Source organism: Cellvibrio fibrivorans (assembly GCF_031457055.1).
Lineage (GTDB): Bacteria > Pseudomonadota > Gammaproteobacteria > Pseudomonadales > Cellvibrionaceae > Cellvibrio > Cellvibrio fibrivorans.
Map to the genome: position 1 here is coordinate 412,827 of NZ_JAVDVX010000004.1, position 19,443 is coordinate 432,269.

Here is a 19,443-nt window from a genome sequence, read left to right on the forward strand (position 1 = left end):
CGGTTATGCCATTTTCAATCCACCGTCGAGGTGCAATACCTCACCGGTCATATACTGATTTTGTGGCCTTGCCAGCCACACAACCAGATCGGCAACCTCTTGAGGTTCGGCATAACGTTTTAATAATAAACGTGCTTTAATTTCTTCATCGCCCAGCTCGCGAATATGTTCAGACATGTCCGTCACAACTACCCCTGGAGCAACCGCGTTAACTAATATATTGCGTGGCGCCAATTCTACCGCCATCGCCTTGGTAAAAGCTTCAACTGCACCTTTGGCAGCCGCATAAATACTTTGGCCTTTTCCGGGTTTGCTCGCAGCGGATGAGGAGATATTGATAATGCGCCCGTATCGCTGGCGCATCATGTGAAGTGCAACTGCTTTCGTTGGATATATAACGCCGTAGAGATTGGTATTGATAACTGCAGCTATATCTTCAGGCTCTATGCTCATCAATAAACTATCGCGTGCGATACCCGCATTGTTCACTAAAACATCCACACGATTGAATTTATCCATGACCGCATCGACCATTTGTGAGCAGGCCGAAAAACTGGCGACATCGGCAGGTACCAGCAAGGTTTTACGACCAAGCGCCTCCACTAATTGAGCTGTTTTTAGCGCCCCGGCTTCGTCAGTGCGATAATTGATAGCAATATCGCAACCCTGTTGCGCCAATTGAATTGCAATTTCACGACCAATACCACGGCTTGCACCAGTGACAATTGCCACCTGATTATTCAGTTCAGTCATTCTGCATTCCTTTAATGTAAAAAATATTGTTAAAAATTGTCTGCCTGGCGTTACAAAGAGTTTCCCTTTTTATAACTTGCCAGAGAGAATCCATGCGCTTTTGCCAACGCAAGAATTTCACGCACTTGCTGTTTGGAAATCGCACCATAGGAATAGTGTTGGTTGATTCCAGCCAATCCAAGAATGACGGTCTCTGCCATACACGCAAATAACTGCCCCGCCCCTAAAAACGCTCGCGCAGTAGGATGCAAGCTCTCACCATTTGGAGTCGCGACAATGCCACCTTGTTGGTAAATGATATCGGGCCGCTGCTGAACAATATTGGCTTGCACATTGTTTGGTACAGCGATATCGCAAATAATCGCATTCATCCCAAAATCGTCAGCGCCCAAGAATGGCTCTGCACTGTTTGCAGAACAGAGCACGATATTGCCTTGTTTAACCAGCGTGAGATCGGTAGAAATCGTGACGTAGGGATCTGCACCGTGACGCTCCGCAATTGCATTGGCGATCGTTTTTCCAATTACTTTTACCGGTGCATTTTTACACTCAATCCACTCCTGAATAATTGGCTCCTGGATGAGTTTTTTCGCCAGTGCACCAAGCTGATTGAATGGCTTGCTGTTGATTTCCTGCCAAGTGTCTTCATAAATCGTGTACACCGTTTGCTGCAGGCGATTGAGCGAACCGCTACGTTCACTACCGAGTAGAATTAATCGCGTGCATTTTTCGCTTAACAGTGATGCATAGGTTGAGGCGATATTTCCAGCGGCACCAACTACAACAACGGTCATATCATCTATAGCAATCCGTTGGTCAGCTATAGCCTGCTCGATTGCTTCCAATGCCATGCCAATCGTCAATGCATTGCCCGAGGTTAGCGTCATATCAGGAATTTTTAACGAGGTGCAGTTGTTAGTAACAATGGAGGTGTACATGCCTAAACCGGCAATTTCGCAGCCTTCCTCCTGCGCTGCCAGAATACGATCCTGAATATCATCGCGAATACCATCAAGATTGCCGTCGTTAAGGTAGTTCACCATTTGATGCGAACTAACGCATAGGGGATACAGATAGAAATCCACTGCAACCCCTAAAGGCGATTGAATCCGCACAGGCGGGAAAGGCGCAGTTTTTTTGTTGGGTTCCATACGCTCGATAAAATTGCGCAACTCTTCACTGTTCAAATGCTGCAATGAAGGATCAACTTCTGCCAATAATTCCGGCGAAATTAAATGATTGATAAAGGCGACTTTGCGCACAGGGCGAGTTAATGAAAGTCCAGCATGAGAGGCTGCCTTAGCAGTAAAATCCTGATGATGATTATCAATCGACACGCGCGGTTTACCGCGTTTTGACTGCGTCAGGGGGAAAGCTAAATGCAACGCATCCTGACACTGGATGATTTGGCACAGACGAGCAAAAGCTTCTGCAATATGACTGATTTGCGTTTCAGTTAAAAACAGCGACGGCTCTATACGTAATACATTAGGCGCGCTACCTGGAGGAGCAATGCGGATACGCTCCTCATGCAGTAAATAACCCGCAAGCAAATAGCCAAATGAATCGTTATACGAAGCACCGCGAAATAAAATTGAACTAGCATTTTTTTGTTCAAAAAACTCAACACCAAGAAAAAGCCCCAAACCCCGCACATCGCGAATTACATCAGGGAACTTCTGTTGTACACCAATAAGCGCTTCACGCAAGGCCGTACTACTGGAATTAATTTTTTTGTAGGCATTGAGCTGCACATCATCCAACATATTCAGTACTGTCAAAGCGATACCAGAAGAATAGTCATCCTCTGCAAAGGTAGAGCTGTGCACCAAACTAAATTCTTTACGTAGACGGCTCTTCTTTATCAGGGTTGCCGATACTTTTGCAATGCCGCCGCCCAGGGATTTTGAGAAAGTGTAATAATCCCCCTTCACGGGAATTTGCGTACTGGCTAGAAAAGTGCCACTGCGCCCCATACCTGATTGGATTTCATCAATAATTAACGGGCAATCCAACTGATTACAGGTTTTACGAACCTGTTGTGCAAACTCTTTGTTTAACAGGTTTACGCCGCCTTCGCCTTGAATAGGTTCAATCAGGAAGGCACAAAAAATGGGAATATCGCGCTCGACAATTGCCACCTCACCGTTATTCACGGCGAGATCAAAAATAACCACTCGCTCTTCTTGCAATACCCGATCTAACTGCGCAGGGTCATTAGGAGAGATAAAACGGGTATTCAAACCAAAATATTGAAATGGCCTTCTGAAATTTTTGTTGTAGGTCAACTGCACACTGCCAATCAATTTTCCGTGAAAAGATTTTTCCAGCACTAAAAAGATTGGGCGTTTAACCAGCTGCTCGGTATTGTAATTAATTAGACCAACGATCAACTCTTCGAAATTGCGTACATCAAATACTTGCTCGCGAATACTGGTATGACGATAAATATGCTCCGGAATTTTTGCCTCGCCTACGCGGATAGAATGCTGCACAGATTCAATATTGAGGGTTACTTCATCCAATAAATCCTGCAACTTTAACACGCGTTCTAATTCTGCATGTTTGATCGCTGCCTCTATCGCCTCAGCTCCACTATTAGCAAAAGTTACTGCAAACTCTTCATCACTATTTAGCTCACGCTGCATAACCTGATTCAATTTTTTAGCCAATTCACCGCTGCCTTCACGCAGTGAAAATTGAGCATGCACAGGAACTTGCTGGTCCAATAATTGTTTTGCGCGCGCAACAATCTGTGGGTGATTGTGACCAAAGATCAAGGAACCATAACCGCCCAGTAAATCCAGCACAGGCACTTCATCGCCCTGTGCATCGCGATAATATAAATAATCCCCTTCAGCACGGGTATAGGAAATATTTAAGCCCAAGGTAGACATTAGTTGGGACAAGTGATTTTTTACGTAATGTTGATAATTAGACATGGCGCGGCACTATTGATAAGAGGGAGATGATAAAACCACGGCGGAGTTGAACCCGGTGTAACAGCGGTTCAGCGTTAATACTCTCTGTACAGGTTGCGTTAGCGATTCCTTTTGCACCAAATGCAACTGGTGGCCGATGGGATTAGTGAGGTTAGCGATCGCCGGGATTTTTTGGTGCTGCAGCATTTGTAGTGCGGTCAACATATCCAGGGGACAGGCAGGTAAATTGCCGGTAATCGCCGACGCACAAGTGACAGGAATAGCCTTGCCATTCAACAGCTGTTCAAGTTGTACTACTTCTTGCTGGTCGGCCTTTTTACCACCGGCTCCGGTCGCAACTATGGCATCAACGGAATCTAACTCCAGCCCGGCTTTTTGCAACAATTTTTGCGCGCAGTGATGATAGTTATTGTGCTGATCCACGGTTGAAAATGCGGTTTTGTTGCCGATACCATCGATTTTGGCCAATCCGGCCACATTGCGTTTTTGCGCATGGGCACGCGTCTCCAAAATCAAAGCAATGGCACCCTCACCTAAAATTGATCCGTCTGCCTGTTGGTCAAATGGCCGCTGGGATGCTGCGCCTTGTTGGGCAGGAGACAATAAATTTTGCTGATAAAGCTCAGTTAATGTAAGCGCTTCATTGTAAGTGCCCGTACAGATAACCAAAGCAACATCGCTGTAACCGTAACGCAAACTCATCACCGCACTGCGTAACGCGGCAATAGTTGCGCTTTTATTTTGTACATAAGCGCCACAATCGCCACGCGTACCAAACGCAAGACTCGCAATTGCCAGGGAATTATTTGAAAGCCCCTTGATAGACAAGAATGCATCCATGCCGCGATTATTTAAAAATTCGTTTGTTAATGCGGGCAAATTCAAATTATTTTGCTCAATCGCCTTACCGACACCCGCCGTGAATGACGGCAGCGAGGGATAACTGTAATCACCTTGTGCGGTAAACAAGCCGATCCGCTCGGGAGCAATACAGGCTAGATCCAATTGCGCGTTAGTTAATGCATCAACAGTCGCCTTGATTCCCCATTGCGAAGCGGGTGTAGCATAACGACGCAATTTAAAAGGTACAGCAGCAAGTGCCGTAGCTGCCTGATCCGGACTGATGTGGCCAAACCAGGAAATTATTTGAGTAGTTATGTCTTCACTTGTGTAGGGCACAGTTGCACATTTTTTTTCCAGCAGCCGCTGCCATAAATCTGCGGGGTTATTACAACCTGGCAATAGGCAACCAGCACCCGTAATAAAAATATCCGTCGAAACATTAGCCATGATGATCCTCCTTGTAAGGCTTTACCACCAATGATGTATTGAGACCACCAAAACCAAAGGAATTTGAGAGCGCCGCGTTAATCGTTACAGCACGTGCTTTATGCGGTACATAATCCAAATCACAAAGTGGATCAGGATTTTCGAGATTAAGCGTTGGCGGAACTATTCCTTGCTGCGTCGCAAGCAATGTCGCAATAAACTCAGGCGCACCAGCTGCTGCAATCCAATGTCCAATTTGCGATTTAGTCGCACTCACTGCCAATTTTTGATAGTGCTGATCTTTTGCGAATACTGTTTTAATGGCAAAAGTTTCCGCCGTATCGTTCAGCGGTGTTGATGTCCCGTGTGCGTTGATGTAATTAATATCGTCCGCATCAAGGCCGGCATCAACCAGGGCTTTATGCATTGATAACGCAGCGCCCTTACCTTCGGGATGAGGTGCAGTAACACGGTAAGCGTCCATTGAACTACCGAAACCCACTACCTCTCCATAGATGTGTGCACCGCGTGCAAGTGCATGATCAAGGCTTTCAAGCACAACAAAAGCACCGCCCTCTGCAGCTACAAAACCGGAGCGACCCTCATCAAATGGGCGACATAATTTATCGCCGTAATCTTCAGAAACTGAAGGAGCCCCCAATAAGTTAAGCCCCACCATAGTCATTAAATTTAATACCGAATCTGCACCGCCAGCGATCATGCAATTAATTTCTCTGTTGCGAATCATTCGGAAGCTACTACCGATTGCATGAGCGGCACCCGCGCAGGCGGTGCTGAAATTTTGTACCGGGCCATTGGCACCATGCGCGCGCGCAATTAATGCAGCGAGCTGATCGTTGCCGCTGCGCATAGCAGGATTTAATTGCTCGCGCTTTGCGTAAAGCGTTTGCCAGTCAGGGCCACTATCTCCCATCGCCAATAACATGTCCGGTGTGTAGCGCTCGGGAATCCCCGAACCAACCGCTACGCCCATATTCAATCCTGCTTTCCCTAATAAACCAGCATCATTCATGGCTTGATGCGCCGCCATAAGCCCGAATTGGCTGCGCCTTTCCATCGGCGGTTGTGCGGATAACTGCGCAGAAAAATACGAAGCAAATTGCGCATTATCGACAGGAGCGGCATAACGCACGGGAAAGTCTTCAATATTTTCCGGTTGCCAAGGAACAATCGCTGATTGTCCGGCAAGTAATGCTGCCCAAAAATCCTGCCACTCAAAACCCAAGCGCCCCACTACGCCCAAACCGGTTACTACAACTCGCATATTCATATGACCTCCCTGGATAGAATCACTACGAGATATTGTCCCTCAGGACCTGCAGCACTCAATGCAACATGACGCAGAGCACCCGCATTTTCTTGAGCGTTAATATTGTTGGGTGTGTTAACCAAGTATTTTTGTTGTTGCAGACCGTGAAGCGCTAAATTGAGATTAATCAATGGACCAGCAGCGCCTGAAAACCCCATGCAAGATTCACTCGACAATATTGGCAATGATTCTTTTGCACCAAGGGCGAACAGCGCTTGAATATCTTTACTACCGGTTGCAAAAGGTAGAAACCAATCAATATCCGCTGCGGTGATATTGGCATTGGTGAGCGCTTGCGCTAGCAGTTGTTGATAGGCCTCTAAAGCCTCAGCGCTATTACAAATAAAACCGCGCGCAAAACCATTAACACAAACTGCGTCCGGATTTTTATTCGCCGTCAACACAACAAACGACGAACCTTCTGCGGGAATGAGTGCGGGCAACTTATCCCAACCCCAATGTTCGTATTGCAATAACAATTGCGGATTTACCTTGGGGCTAACACCACCAACCAAGGCAACACTATTTTCGCCTTGGGCAACTGCACCTGTTGCATCAATCAGGGCTTGAAATGCTGCATCTGCAAATGGTGAATATGCTCCCATCGCACCGGTTAAATCGAAACAAGCGGAAATGTGTGCACAAGCGTTGCTGTTAAGCGTTGATAAACCAAAAAAGGCGGGAATTTCACGCTGTAGAAATTCACTTGACGATAACTCTATCGGTTGTGCGGGTGTTGCAGAAACCTCATGCAATGTTTCCAACAACGACCAAGGCGGAACAGACTCATCAACAGTTGGCAGCGCTAAATACAAACCTTTTTTAGCGCTGCTAATTGATTTGTTTGCCAGAGTTTCAACCTGCTGAACAGCGAGGGCAGCACCATAGAGTGCCATTTTGGCTTGCTTTTCCATAGTGCGCAGAATTTTTCTGTCTACACCCAACTCACTCGCACCCGGTTCTTCCACCAGAAACACCTGGGACCAAGGCCAAGCGTCATAAGCGGGACAAGGAAGTGCAGTCAAATTTTGTTGGCCGTTTGCCAGAGCTTGCCAAAGCGAGTTCACATTATTGCCTGCACTGCAATAAACCGAACCTTGCTCTACAAATACTGGCGCTTTTTTACTTTCTGTTTTAATCATGATCCTTCACTCTGCTACTGCACTTAAAATAAGTACCGAGTTCTCGCCACCAAAACCAAACGAATTAGACAAAATGTGTTTTATTTTGGACGGTGTCGCCTGCTGCACGACATTAATTCCCGCCGTATCTTCATCGCTCTCGCAAAAATTCAACGTCGGCAACAAGAGTTGTTGCTGGAGCGAAATTATTGATAAGGCGGCTTCAATCGCTCCGCTGGCGGCGAGTGAATGCCCGATCGCCGATTTATTGGAGGTTACGGGTATAGACGCTGTAAGTTCGCCAAATAATTTTTTAATTGCGGCACTTTCACAACTGTCGTTTTGCTCGGTAGAAGTACCGTGTGCATTGATATGGTCGATGTCATTAATGGATAGCCCGGCATCGGCGATAGCATCACTCATACAGCGTGCGTAATCGGAGCCATCTTTAGGGCTGGAGGTAATCCGCCAGGACTCTGTTTGTTTAGCAAAGCCGCTTACATAACCCAAAATTTTTGCACCGCGCGCTTGTGCGTGCTGCTCGGATTCAAGCATCAGGAATGCACTACCATCGCCCATTACAAAACCACTGCGCGCTCTATCAAAAGGACGACTGATAGAAGCAGGATCTTCACCCGACTGCGGTGCCAGTGCACCTAATATTGAGAAAGACAACATCGGCATGTAATTGCACATGGCTTCTGTTGCACCAACCAGCGCAACATCCAATTCACCCTGCGCGATATATCGATATCCCGTTCCTACGGCGATACCACCAGCGGCGCAGGCATCGCCTGGCGTCATGACTACATCATCAAATTCATAACGCTCAGCCAAAACCAACGCGGCCATATCCTGACGCTTATGAAAATAGGATTGCTTTTCATGGCGCTGCATTTCCATAAACATATCCAGATCTACCTTCCCGGTAGTTGGGTCAAAATGCTTCGCCAGACCCAACAGATGTTCTGCTTCAAGCGATTGTTTATTGCAGGCCAAAAAAAGACCCTTACGCTCAATACTTTTTACATTTATATCCGCATTTTCAATTGCCTGTGCAGCCGCATAAATAGCCAACAAAGCGGGAGCAGAAAGCTGCGGTAAGCCTTGTGCGCGACACTGAACATCCAGTGCAGCCAACACCTGCTCATCAATAAATGAGCAGGCAGAATTGGTAACACCGTAAGCTGCCAACTTTTCATTTTTGCGCACCGATGATTGGCATTGGCTGATGCGCTCAAACAATTCATTTGCAGACATGGCTTGACCGCAAATAAGACCAATCCCTGTTACTACCACTTTGTTAGCCATGATGACTTACGCAACCTCTAAGACACTGGCATCAAGATAAGACCGCAGACCTTTTTCTTCCGCTTCATCACCTTGTAATGGACGAATCAACACACTGCAATTCTCACACTGCAATTTTCCAATCGGTGATAATTTCGCATGCGAATGACCGCACTCAGGACATGCAGACGGCAAATAATGGGTAAGCAAGCTGTAGCAGAGGTTGGCAATATTAATGACTTGAGTAGCGTTAAAAATATCGCCAATCATCATGCCTGGTTGCAGATGGGCATAACGTGACAATGAGTGCGACAAAAGATCTATCCCATCGGGAGTCAAGCCAGTTTTTACACCGTAAAATTGCTCCAGGTTCCCAGAGATTTTTCCTGCCTGAAAAAGCGCACCTTTTTTTGGCAAGCTCAGATTAAATTTTTTCTCCAGATTCGCATTAAACTCCACAAAATCCAGAGATTCAGCACCCAGATCATTCACCATCTCACTTGATTGAGAAATGTCTTCTGCCTCCACACCCAACACATCAGCCAAGGTGCTGGTAACTTCAGTCAAAACATAAGCATGAGTAATCGAAGTTTTCATGATATTTTCCTTTAACAATGAAGAGAATCATTAATTTTTAACTACGGTAAAATGAGAAAAAGCACTTACATCCAGCACAAACTTCCAACACGCATAAACGCTTTACCCGGATTAAAACAGCCAACACTTAAGCAAAAAAAACTGTATCAGCCGAGAAAAAAAACAGGCGGCAGCAAGCTAAAAAAGATGAAAACATGCGCAACATGATCATCAATTCGCCAGGAAAATTTAATAGGAGAGTATTTTGGATAGTTCGAAAACTAACAAAGGGATCAACAAAAGTTGAATATGGGGGGATCTTAGTGCCAACAACAGATGTGGCATTAACAATAATGCACATCGTTACCGGGATACAAAATGTACCTGGATTCACGTTCCTTCACCATTCCTTTAGGTTAAATACTTTCCTATTACCATTCTTTTTTTGGGGAAAAACTTCCTACCCCGAATTGGCTCGCATCCTACTCAGTAAAAATATCAATCACAAGAGAGAGCACCACTTAAAAAGAAAATTAAGACGACAATATGTTTTCCAAGATGACAATTGTGCAAAAAATCACAAAATTTATATCAAAAAATAACCAAATAAATTCCTTGCGCTAAAAGCAAACCATCAAATGGCGGCGCACTGAATTAACGTAAAATAAAGTTAACATGGAGATGCCTACCAATTTGTTACAAAATGTATTCAATGAAAATTAATCGTGCATTTCAATAATTTTTGCGATCTGCAATTAATATTTTTGCACCAATATAATCCAAAAACCGGGAAATATGCGACACAAACACTGTAACAGACAGTTCAGCAGTTGATTGCGTCGATTAGGAGATAAGTTACTGGCTTACGTTCTGGTAGTGTTGCGTTGGTGTTGTTGATATGCAGCGTGTCGAATGCGGTAGTGAATAGCCTGGGTGCAAAACGAGCTGCGAAGCTATTGTTACTTCGCAGCATTTGAATAGCTATAACTTAACGCGCAATCCCATACGCGTAAGCCCTGCACCTATCACCATAATCACGCACGCAAAGCCCAGGCTCCATAAAATGCCCGCTAGACCCGCGTTAAAAAATTCAGGGCGAAGATAGAAACCCAAAATTCCGCACAGTGATAAAACAATGTAGGGCAATATATAAACCAATAAAGGATTGGTTGCGGAGGGCTCAAAGAATGCCGTCCAGGCACGCTGCTGTTTGACATCCACTAACCAATAGACCGCACCAAAAATCACGCAGCAAAAGAACACACTGAATAATGCCCAGCTGGGGGTTGCCCAAATTTTGGAGATAGGTGAAACCTGCCAGCTTGCAAATGCGAGTAGCACAATGACGCTAGTAAAAACCAAATAATTTTTAAATCTACTCGCTGCAAAAGCTGGCAAATAAAATAATTGCGAGAGGATCACGCCCGCCAACACAATCGCCGCATGAGTGTGGTTGCCATTAGCTGCAGCCAGGGTTTGCAATACCGGAACCGATGCCAAAGCGGTTTTATCCAGCGCAAAAAATAATCCGATCAATGCAAGTGCGACTAACGCGAGAGTGAAAAATTGTGTCGCAGGAGATGCAAACTGCCGGGTGATTAAAAATAAAGAGCCCGCAATTAAATATGCCCAACCGATCAAACCAAGGATGCCCCACCACTGGGTGGTCATGCCGGTATCATTAGGGCCTTTGTACATCCACCAGAGCATCACCAAGCCGGCAACACCAATCAGTTTTGCGCCCAGTGAAATCGCAGGTGAAAGTGTTTTGGGATAATTCGACCAAATTAATAAAACGTAGATAAACATCAACAGCGTCCACAATGGCATAGAGATGCCCATTGCCGCCGCGTCATAACCGGATTCGGCATTCACCATAAACACACCAATCACTATCAAACCCAAACTACGCAGGGCGATATGTTTAAAAATTTCCAGCGCAGAATCACCTTTGTTCGCGCGCGCCTGGATCGCAAAGGGAATGGACATACCGACAATAAATAAAAACGCGGGAAATACCAGATCGACAAACGTCATGCCATCCACATTTGCGGGCAAGTGTTTCATCCACTGCGGTACATCGGCGATGCCAGCTAGCTCGTTAACAAAAACCATGGTGAAAATAATAATGCCGCGGAAGACGTCGATCGATAAAACGCGGCTAGCGTTGCTGGTTGGTTTATTCATGTGATTGCCCGTTGTAACCCTGATGGGTGTCGTTGTTATGGTTGATTTTGTTGTAAGAAAAACACAATAACCGAGCGACACCTAAAGCCGCAATCAAAACCTGACAACGTTGCCTTTCGATTTACAATTCTCAACAAAGACGCATTGCCATACCATCCCCCAATAAAAAAGCCCGCAACACGTGCGGGCTTTTGGATGAGCGATTACTCAGGATCAATCGTGGTGATGGCCACCAACGCCGTGGGCATGGCCGTGCGCCAGCTCTTCAGCGGTGGCATCGCGCACTTCAACAACTTCCAATTCAAAGTCGAGGTTTTTACCGGCGAGTGGATGGTTGCTGTCGATATCCACATTGAATTTGCCGACTTTTAATACAATGGCATCCCATGGGCCATGCTGGGTATTCACCGCGACCTTCATGCCAGGCTTGAGTTTATTTTTGAGTTTTTCATGGCCGTGCAGATGTTTGATGGGAATGCGCTGAACCGCACCTTCCTGACGCACGCCATAACCCTGCTCTGGGGTAAGGCTGATGGTGGTTTTATCACCCGCCTTTTTACCTTCCAGCGCCTCTTCCAATGCGGCAAGCAAACCCTTATGGCCATGGAGGTACAGGGTTGGTTCTGTATCGTAGGATGATTCCAGCAACTCACCGCCAGTTTCGCTCAGGCGGTAATGAAAGCTGACTACTTTGTCGGCAGTGATTTGCATAGCAACTCCAAAATGGGTTTGGTTTTTTTGAGGGCGCGAATTGTCGCTGATTTATCGAGGCGGCGCAAAGCTGGTGTGACGTAACCGCAAATCGATGCGGTAAAACGCGTATTATGGGCGCATTCATCGCCGACCAAATTGCTTTTATGATCTTATCGTTAACACCATTGCCAGCACCCGCCTTTAGTCAACCTGAGCAAGGCTACGGATTGGGCGCACAAGATATACATATTTATTGCCTGGATATCCGCCGATTTACCGCCGACCATTACACAGATGCCGAGCGTGTTATGAGCAGCGCCGAGCGCGAGCGGGCCCAGAAATTTGTGCGCGGCAAAGAGAGTTACATCGCAAGCCGCTGGCTGCTGCGCAAAGTGCTGGCACGCTACTCCAACCTACCACCGAAGATGGTGGAGTTTTTGCGCACCGATAAAGGCAAACCTTACCTGCCGCGGAGCAATATTCACTTCAGCCTGAGCCATAGCGGACACTGGGCGATGTTGGCAGTTGCTAACGCTGAACTTATCGGTATAGATATCGAAGCGGTTGGCACTACGCGCGATTTAATTGGCATCGCCGAAAACTATTACCACCCCCATGAATTTGCCCGGCTACAAACACTGCCTGGTGTAGCGCAAAGCGATTACTTTTATCGTCTGTGGACCTTAAAAGAAGCCTTCTTTAAAGCAATGGGGACAGGGATTTCGGCCGGACTGGAGAAGATCTCGTTTGATCTTGCGGACGATAATATCAACGCGCAGATTGCAGCGGTGCTTAATGAGGATGGCGATGAATGGCAATTTCACCAGTGGACACTGGGTTCGCAGAATTATTGCGCATTGGCCTGTAAGAGCCGGTACCCACTGCAAGTAACCTGGTTTGATGCGCTTTGCGCGCCAGCTTTTCCTTGACTCTCTAGCCTTCACTGCTAGCATTGCCGCCTGCCATTTAGTCAGTTCGGATAAATGCCCTGACGCCAATAACAAATCCACCCTAGATAAATAAGAAACTACCATGTTGCCATTCCACCAGGCCGTTAAAGACGACTTCAGCGCAGTCAACCAACTCATCATCGACAAGCTCCACTCGGATGTCGGTCTGGTTGAAAATATCGGCCACTATCTGGTGGAAGCCGGCGGTAAACGCTTGCGCCCGCTGCTGGTCCTGCTCACCGCCAATGCGCTGGGCTACAAGGGGAAAGATCATCTATCGCTCGCGGCCATTATCGAATTTATCCACACCGCCACCCTGCTACATGACGACGTGGTCGATATGTCCAACCTGCGCCGCGGCCGCCCGACCGCCAACGCCCAATGGGGCAATGCGCCCAGCGTGCTAGTGGGCGATTTCCTCTACTCGCGTGCCTTCCAGATGATGGTCGGCATTGGCAGCATGGACGTGATGGCGATCCTGAGCGATACCACCAATATCATTGCCGAAGGTGAAGTACAGCAACTGGTGAATGCCAAAGACCCGAATGTCAATGAAGAAAACTACTTCCGCGTCATCGACAAAAAAACCGCCATTCTCTTCGCTGCCGCTTGTGAAGTCGCCGCCGTGCAATGTGGTGCAACACCCATGCAACGCGAGGCATTGCGGCTGTATGGCCGTCATGTCGGCGTCGCCTTCCAACTGGTAGACGATGCATTGGATTACACCGGCGATGCCGCCACCTTAGGGAAAAATGTCGGCGATGATTTGGCCGAAGGCAAGCCCACCCTGCCCCTGATTCACGCCATGCGTACCGGCACTCCCGCGCAGGCCGACACCATCGCCAACGCCATCCGCACCGGTGATGCGAGCCTGCTGCCCGCCGTCTTGGAGATCGTCCATGCCACCGGTGGCATGGCCTACACGCTGGAGGCAGCACAGCAACAAGTGCAGCAGGCGCTCATCCAATTGCAACAATTGCCAGACAACACTTACACCACCGCAATGAAGCAATTAGCCGAGTTCTCACTGGCACGCAGCTTCTAACTAATTACCAATAATCAATGCCAGCAACACATGCAACTGGCGCCCGTCTAACTGGACAACTGAGCCACAGCGGTTAGAATGGCGCACTTTTGCGCGGGCCTTGCCCGTGCTCGATGATCACTAGCAGAGTAAAATCCATGACCTTTGAACCTAAAAGCTCCTACAGCCGCGAAGACCTGCTCCTCTGTGGCGACGGCAAATTGTTCGGCCCAGGCAACGCACAATTGCCCAAGCCCAATATGTTAATGCTGGATCGCGTAGTGCACATCGCCCAAACCGGCGGTGAGTTCGGTAAAGGTGAGATTATTGCCGAGTTGGATATCAGCCCTGACTTGTGGTTCTTTGACTGCCACTTCCCAGGTGATCCGGTAATGCCCGGCTGCCTGGGCCTGGATGCCATGTGGCAATTGGTTGGCTTTTTCCTCGGCTGGAAAGGCAATCCCGGCCGCGGCCGCGCACTAGGCTGTGGCGAGGTCAAGTTCACTGGCCAAATCTTGCCGACCGCCAAGAAAATCACTTACCACATCAATTTGAAGCGTGTGATCGAACGCAAGCTGATTATGGGCATCGCCGATGGCCGCGTTTCCTGCGATGGCAAGGATATTTATTTCGCCCACGACCTGCGCGTTGGCCTGTTCCAGAACACTGACAGCTTTTAACTGTCCACAATAATGATAACGGGTGAGCGCTTGACTGCTTATGGCATAATGCTCGCCTTTTTAACCACGTCCGATTTAAGCACGCCATAAGCAAACTAGTTGCCCGGCGCTGTTGCTAAATACGAAAGAGGTAGCCTATGAAACGCGTTGTTGTTACCGGTATGGGAATTGTGTCCTGCCTGGGCAATGATAAAAATGCCGTGTTGGATGCATTGCGCGCTGGCCGTTCCGGTATCAAATTTCAGGAAGCATACAAAGAAATGGGCTTTCGCAGCCATGTTGCAGGCTCCATCGATATCAATCTGGCCGAGCTAATCGATCGCAAAGTGCTGCGTTTTATGGGCGATGCGGCGGCCTATGCCTATCTTTCCATGGAACAGGCTATTGCTGACTCTGGTTTAAGTGAAGATCTGGTATCCAACGATCGCACTGGCATCATCATGGGTTCAGGCGGCGCCTCCTCCAAAAATCTGGTGGAAGCGGCAGATATTTTGCGCGAAAAAGGATTGAAGCGTGTTGGTCCTTATCGCGTAACACAGACTATGGGCAGCACCACGTCTGCTTGTTTGGCGACGCCGTTCAAAATCAAAGGAGTTAACTACTCGATTTCCTCTGCCTGTGCGACCAGCGCCCACTGTATCGGTGTGGCCCTGGAGCAAATCCAGCTCGGCAAACAAGACATCGTTTTCGCCGGTGGCGGCGAAGAAGAACATTGGACCTTAACCGCCCTGTTCGATGCGATGGGTGCACTGTCTACCAAATACAACGAAACCCCTGACCAGGCCTCACGTGCATATGATGCTAATCGCGATGGCTTTGTGATCGCGGGCGGCGGCGGCTGTTTGGTGATCGAAGAGTACGAACACGCCAAAGCGCGCGGTGCAAAAATTTACGCTGAAATCGTCGGCTACGGCGCAACCTCCGATGGCTATGACATGGTTGCACCGTCAGGCGAAGGCGCTGTGCGTTGCATGAAACAAGCACTGGCAACGGTTGATGGCGATATTGACTACATCAACTCCCACGGTACCTCTACCCCAGTGGGCGATTTAGCTGAATTGCGCGCTATTAAAGAGACCTTTGGCGCTAGCATCCCCGCCATCAGCTCTACCAAATCCCTCACCGGCCACAGCCTCGGCGCAACCGGCGTACAAGAGGCGATTTACAGCCTGCTGATGATGGAGCATAACTTTATCTGCGCGTCAGCCAACATCGAAACAGTTGACCCCGAAGCCGAAGGCATGCCGATAGTGCTTAAGCGTCAGGACGATGTGAAACTGAACCGCGTCATGTCCAACAGCTTTGGTTTCGGCGGCACTAACGCGACACTGGTTTTTCAACGAATCTAAAGTGCAGCGCGTTTAATTACCCACCGTAAAAAAACAAAAACCGCGAGCCGCACTAGCGCCTCGCGGTTTTTTCTATTGGAGGATCAAAACTACTGCGCCGCTTTTATCTGCTCGCGGTTATGCAGCCACTGTTTTACTAGCGGCAATAAACTCGGACGCCACGAACGTGCCTGGATGCCAAAGTAATCGCGCGCGCGGCGACAGCCGAGGATGGCACTGAGGGGTTCGTCGGTGGGGTCGCTATCGACCAGACTTATACTGGGTTCGGCGGTAAGCAGTTGTTGTTGGATAAGCAATTGCAACAACTGTTCGGCGAATTCGTCTTCAGTGCAGGCATCACTGCTGCAGTAATGCATAACTCCCCAATTGTCCGCGCCGCAATAGATTTGTTTGCTCATGGCGACAGCGACACGCGCGGCATCAGAGAGCGCCGTAGGAGCTCCGCGCAAACGGCGATTGACGGTAACAGACGCACCAGCGAGAAATGAACTGAGCAGACGTGTGAGCAAATTATCCCCATAAGCGCCAATCACCCAACTCAAACGCAAAATGATATGTTTGGGCACCGACGCTGCAATTACCTGTTCCGCCTCAGCAAATGCCCGCCCGGAGTCATTGAGCGGCGCGACCGGGTCTTTTTCACTGTGCGTCCCTTTGCCATCGCCGCCGAACACGGTATAGCTGGAGAGGTGGATCAGGGGGATCTGTACTTCGGCGCAAGCCTGTGCCAATTCGCGGGCAGTGTTGATAAGTGCAGCCTGGCCCCCCGAGTAAAAGGCCTCTTCCCAGCCGCGGCAATTCACTATCAAATCCGGCTGGTGTTTTTGCAGGTAGGTTTTCAGACTCTGCACATCAGACCAATCCAATTCGGCCGCAGCGGGCACCAGCAGCTTGAACGGCTCGCGCTCCAACTCGTGTTCCAGCGCTTTGCCTAGCGGGGAAGTTACATCGGTTAACAATAACTTGAATGACATTGCGCTCTGCATACCCGTAAAATTTTTGTGCATATTAGCAGTAGAACCCGCTGCCACTGCAAGGGTAATTCGAGCGCGAAAGACTTATACTGCGCGCCCCTTTTGAATCAGCGCCTTAGCCATTGACGGAATCGCACTACCCATGAGCCAAGCCCCGCTTAGCATCCATCTCGATCTGGCCATTATCGGCGGCGGCGTTGCCGGGCTCTGGCTGGCCAACCGCGCCAAAAGTGCCGGGTTCAGCATCGCATTATTTGAAGCCAAAGCGCTCGGCAGCGACCAAACCCTCGCCTCACAGGGCATGATCCACGGCGGCATGAAATACACGCTCGCCGGTGCGCTGACCGGCGCCTCCGAAGCCATCGCCGAAATGCCCAAACACTGGCGCGCCTGCCTGTGTGGTGAAGGCGATGTTGATTTGCGCCATACACGTATTCTCAGTGACCACTTTTTTATGTGGTCGGGTGATGATCTGGGTAGCAAGCTGACCGGCTTTCTCGCCAGCAAAATCACCCGCGGCCGGGTCGAGCCGGTACACCCGGATCGCCGCCCGCCACTGCTGCGCAACAAGGCTTTTTCAGGCAGCCTTTATCGGCTGGAAGACCTTGTGATCGATGCGCCCAGCCTGGTCGCTAATCTTGCTCACAACATTGAGGGGCACTGCTTCCAGATCGATTGGTCGAAAACCCAATTGCACCAGACTGCGGCGGGATTGGTGAGCCTACGGATTGATACACTGGACCGCCCCATCGAGATACATGCGCAGCGCTTTATCTTTACTGCGGGCAAAGGCAACGCGGAATTGCTAGAACAGTTGGGGCTGGAAAGCCCGGCGATGCAACTGCGCCCGCTACAACAAGTCATGGTCAAGCATCTGTACCCCTTTGATTTTTACGGTCATTGCCTCGGTCGCGAGACCACTCCGCGCTTGACGATCTCCAGCCACCGCCTGCCAGATGGTGCGCATGTGTGGTATCTGGGCGGCAACCTCGCGGAAAAAGGTGCCGACATGGCACCAGAAGCGCTAATCGAGCTGGCCAAGCAGGAACTGGAAGACCTGATTCCCTGGGTAAATCTGGATGGCGCTGAATGGGCAACCCTACCCATCGCACGCGCCGAGCCATTGCAACCCGGGCTGGTGCGCCCCGACAACGCGTTTATCGCACCCGCAGATGGTGCTGTGAACCTGCTCGTCGGCTGGCCAACCAAACTCACGCTGGCGCCCAACCTCGCCAATCAAGTGCTGGCGTTAGTGGAAGACGCGGGCATAACTCCCTCAGCAAGTACTATCAACCTGCATAATTATCTGCCCTACGCCTCCCTCGCCAAAACCCCATGGGAACTGGCATTTCCGCCAGCGATAAGCGCTGAGGAACTGCTTGCGCTGCGTTTTCGTGAGCCAGATGAAGAGGATGACAATTAATGATGCCGCGTAAACGCCTCGGGCGTACCGACATAGACATCAGCACTTTTGGTCTGGGGACGGTCAAATTTGGCCGCACCCAGAGCCTGAAATACCCACAACCGTTTGCTCTACCCAGCGATGAGCAATTGCGTGAATTACTCAATGGCGCGCGCGATATGGGGGTCAACTTTGTTGATACCGCCCCCTCCTATGGCTACAGCGAGGAGCGCCTCGGCGACCTGCTGCGCAAGGAGCGCAAAGACTGGGTTATCTCCACCAAAGTCGGCGAAGAGTTCACGGAGGATAAATTCTCAGATGAAGGCCGATCCCACTTTGATTTCAGCCCCAAACACACCCGCATGAGTGTCGAGCGCTCCCTGCGCCGCTTGCGCACCGACTATCTCGATTTAGTGATGATTCACTCCGATGGCAATGATCTGGATATCCTGTGCAACAGCGGTGCCCTGCAAACTTTGCAGCAACTTAAGCAAGAAGGATGGATTCGCGCCCTCGGCATTTCCAGCAAAACCCTCGAGGGAGGGCTGCTTGCGGCTGAGGTATGTGATGCTGTGATGCTGATGTACCATGCGAATTACACCGACGAAGAGCCGGTAATCGCAAAATCTGCGTTACAAGGTGCGGCAGTTTTGCTAAAAAAGGTTCTCGCCAGCGGTCATATCTGCCATGATGCGCCTCCCGTTCAGAAGGAAACACAAGGCTCCGCTGAACACCAGGATCTCGAACGAGATCAAGAACAAGACCCCATCCAGAGCGCGCTGAATTTTGCCTACGCTCATCCCGGGGTAACCAGTGCCGTCATCGGTACCGTCAACTTGCAACATTTGCGCGCTAACCTAATAAAAGCATTGCGCGCACAAAATATGACGTAAGATTCTACAG

The 19,443-nt window shown here is 49.1% G+C and carries 16 protein-coding genes; 6 read left to right on the top strand and 10 right to left on the bottom strand.

The genetic code is table 11. The features are described 5' to 3' along the window. Nucleotides 1-3 precede the first annotated feature (3 nt). The 9 genes from J2X05_RS13035 to J2X05_RS13075 form a co-directional block, all read right to left on the bottom strand. Nucleotides 4-753: a 3-oxoacyl-ACP reductase family protein gene (locus tag J2X05_RS13035; protein WP_310073117.1), complete on the bottom strand. Its 750-nt coding sequence runs from the start codon at nucleotides 751-753 to the stop codon at nucleotides 4-6. A 50-nt stretch (nucleotides 754-803) separates the two neighbouring features. Beyond that, a complete protein-coding gene (locus J2X05_RS13040) occupies nucleotides 804-3,695 on the bottom strand; it encodes an aminotransferase class III-fold pyridoxal phosphate-dependent enzyme (RefSeq protein ID WP_310073118.1) in 2,892 nt (963 codons plus the stop codon). Between the two features lie 9 nt (nucleotides 3,696-3,704). Then, on the bottom strand, nucleotides 3,705-4,985 hold the full coding sequence (locus tag J2X05_RS13045) for a beta-ketoacyl synthase N-terminal-like domain-containing protein (protein WP_310073119.1): 1,281 nt from the start codon (nucleotides 4,983-4,985) through the stop codon (nucleotides 3,705-3,707). Then, nucleotides 4,978-6,255 (bottom strand): beta-ketoacyl-[acyl-carrier-protein] synthase family protein, encoded by a 1,278-nt coding sequence (locus tag J2X05_RS13050; protein WP_310073120.1) that lies wholly within the window; start codon nucleotides 6,253-6,255, stop codon nucleotides 4,978-4,980. Before J2X05_RS13050 ends, J2X05_RS13045 begins: the two co-directional genes overlap by 8 nt. Then, complete coding sequence (locus J2X05_RS13055; protein WP_310073121.1) at nucleotides 6,252-7,436, bottom strand: beta-ketoacyl synthase N-terminal-like domain-containing protein; 1,185 nt, start codon at nucleotides 7,434-7,436, stop codon at nucleotides 6,252-6,254. Before J2X05_RS13055 ends, J2X05_RS13050 begins: the two co-directional genes overlap by 4 nt. 6 nt (nucleotides 7,437-7,442) lie before the next feature. Continuing rightward, nucleotides 7,443-8,726: a beta-ketoacyl-[acyl-carrier-protein] synthase family protein gene (locus J2X05_RS13060; RefSeq protein WP_310073124.1), complete on the bottom strand. Its 1,284-nt coding sequence runs from the start codon at nucleotides 8,724-8,726 to the stop codon at nucleotides 7,443-7,445. Nucleotides 8,727-8,732: 6 nt separating this feature from the next. Continuing rightward, nucleotides 8,733-9,302 (bottom strand): phosphopantetheine-binding protein, encoded by a 570-nt coding sequence (locus J2X05_RS13065; protein ID WP_310073125.1) that lies wholly within the window; start codon nucleotides 9,300-9,302, stop codon nucleotides 8,733-8,735. A gap of 960 nt (nucleotides 9,303-10,262) precedes the next feature. Beyond that, nucleotides 10,263-11,468 carry a DUF5009 domain-containing protein gene (locus tag J2X05_RS13070; RefSeq protein ID WP_310073127.1) on the bottom strand — a complete coding sequence of 402 codons (1,206 nt, stop codon included), beginning with the start codon at nucleotides 11,466-11,468 and terminating at the stop codon, nucleotides 10,263-10,265. Nucleotides 11,469-11,681: 213 nt separating this feature from the next. Further along, nucleotides 11,682-12,179, bottom strand: coding sequence for an FKBP-type peptidyl-prolyl cis-trans isomerase (locus J2X05_RS13075; RefSeq protein WP_310073129.1), 498 nt, complete (start codon nucleotides 12,177-12,179; stop codon nucleotides 11,682-11,684). A gap of 146 nt (nucleotides 12,180-12,325) precedes the next feature. Between J2X05_RS13075 and J2X05_RS13080 the strand changes: the two genes are divergently transcribed. The 4 genes from J2X05_RS13080 to fabB all read left to right on the top strand — a co-directional run bounded on the left by J2X05_RS13080 (nucleotide 12,326) and on the right by fabB (nucleotide 16,164). Further along, complete coding sequence (locus J2X05_RS13080) at nucleotides 12,326-13,090, top strand: 4'-phosphopantetheinyl transferase family protein (protein WP_310073131.1); 765 nt, start codon at nucleotides 12,326-12,328, stop codon at nucleotides 13,088-13,090. A gap of 103 nt (nucleotides 13,091-13,193) precedes the next feature. Then, nucleotides 13,194-14,156, top strand: coding sequence for a polyprenyl synthetase family protein (locus tag J2X05_RS13085; protein WP_310073134.1), 963 nt, complete (start codon nucleotides 13,194-13,196; stop codon nucleotides 14,154-14,156). A 137-nt stretch (nucleotides 14,157-14,293) separates the two neighbouring features. Then, complete coding sequence (fabA, locus tag J2X05_RS13090) at nucleotides 14,294-14,815, top strand: 3-hydroxyacyl-[acyl-carrier-protein] dehydratase FabA (RefSeq protein WP_310073136.1); 522 nt, start codon at nucleotides 14,294-14,296, stop codon at nucleotides 14,813-14,815. Nucleotides 14,816-14,952: 137 nt separating this feature from the next. After that, the gene (gene fabB / locus J2X05_RS13095) at nucleotides 14,953-16,164 is read left to right on the top strand and encodes a beta-ketoacyl-ACP synthase I (RefSeq protein WP_310073138.1); all 1,212 of its coding nucleotides are present in this window, start codon (nucleotides 14,953-14,955) and stop codon (nucleotides 16,162-16,164) included. Nucleotides 16,165-16,253: 89 nt separating this feature from the next. Here fabB and J2X05_RS13100 read toward each other — a convergent pair whose 3' ends face one another. Then, on the bottom strand, nucleotides 16,254-17,138 hold the full coding sequence (locus tag J2X05_RS13100) for an SDR family oxidoreductase (protein ID WP_310073139.1): 885 nt from the start codon (nucleotides 17,136-17,138) through the stop codon (nucleotides 16,254-16,256). A gap of 142 nt (nucleotides 17,139-17,280) precedes the next feature. Between J2X05_RS13100 and J2X05_RS13105 the strand changes: the two genes are divergently transcribed. After that, entirely contained in the window at nucleotides 17,281-18,561 is a 1,281-nt protein-coding gene (locus J2X05_RS13105; protein WP_310073141.1) for an FAD-dependent oxidoreductase, read from the top strand. Beyond that, on the top strand, nucleotides 18,561-19,433 hold the full coding sequence (locus tag J2X05_RS13110; RefSeq protein WP_310073144.1) for an aldo/keto reductase: 873 nt from the start codon (nucleotides 18,561-18,563) through the stop codon (nucleotides 19,431-19,433). The genes J2X05_RS13105 and J2X05_RS13110 overlap by 1 nt, the downstream gene beginning before the upstream one ends. The last annotated feature ends 10 nt before the right edge of the window (nucleotides 19,434-19,443 follow it).